This is a genomic window from Weissella kandleri (genome assembly GCF_001438705.1).
Classification (GTDB): Bacteria; Bacillota; Bacilli; order Lactobacillales; family Lactobacillaceae; genus Weissella; species Weissella kandleri.
The window spans coordinates 1-235 of sequence record NZ_JQBP01000017.1 but is presented as its reverse complement, the minus strand read 5'-3'; the positions used below and the strand labels follow the sequence as shown (position 1 = coordinate 235).

Sequence of the window (235 nt, the reverse complement as noted above, 5' to 3'; positions counted from 1 at the left end):
CTCAAAGTCGATTAGCGATTCAGAATCAGACTCAAAGTCAATCAGTGATTCAGAGAGTGATTCAAAGTCAATCAGTGATTCAGAGAGTGATTCAAAGTCAATCAGTGACTCAGAGAGCGATTCAAAGTCAATCAGTGATTCGGAGAGTGACTCAAAGTCAATTAGTGACTCAAAGAGCGACTCAAAGTCAATCAGCGATTCGGAGTCAGACTCAAAGTCAATCAGTGACTCAGAG

Annotated in this window: 1 protein-coding gene; it reads left to right on the top strand. The window is 41.3% G+C overall.

The genetic code is table 11. The annotated features are described in order from the left end of the window. Positions 1–235 (top strand): hypothetical protein (locus IV73_RS06795; protein WP_201781088.1); only part of this gene is annotated, 235 nt, incomplete at both ends.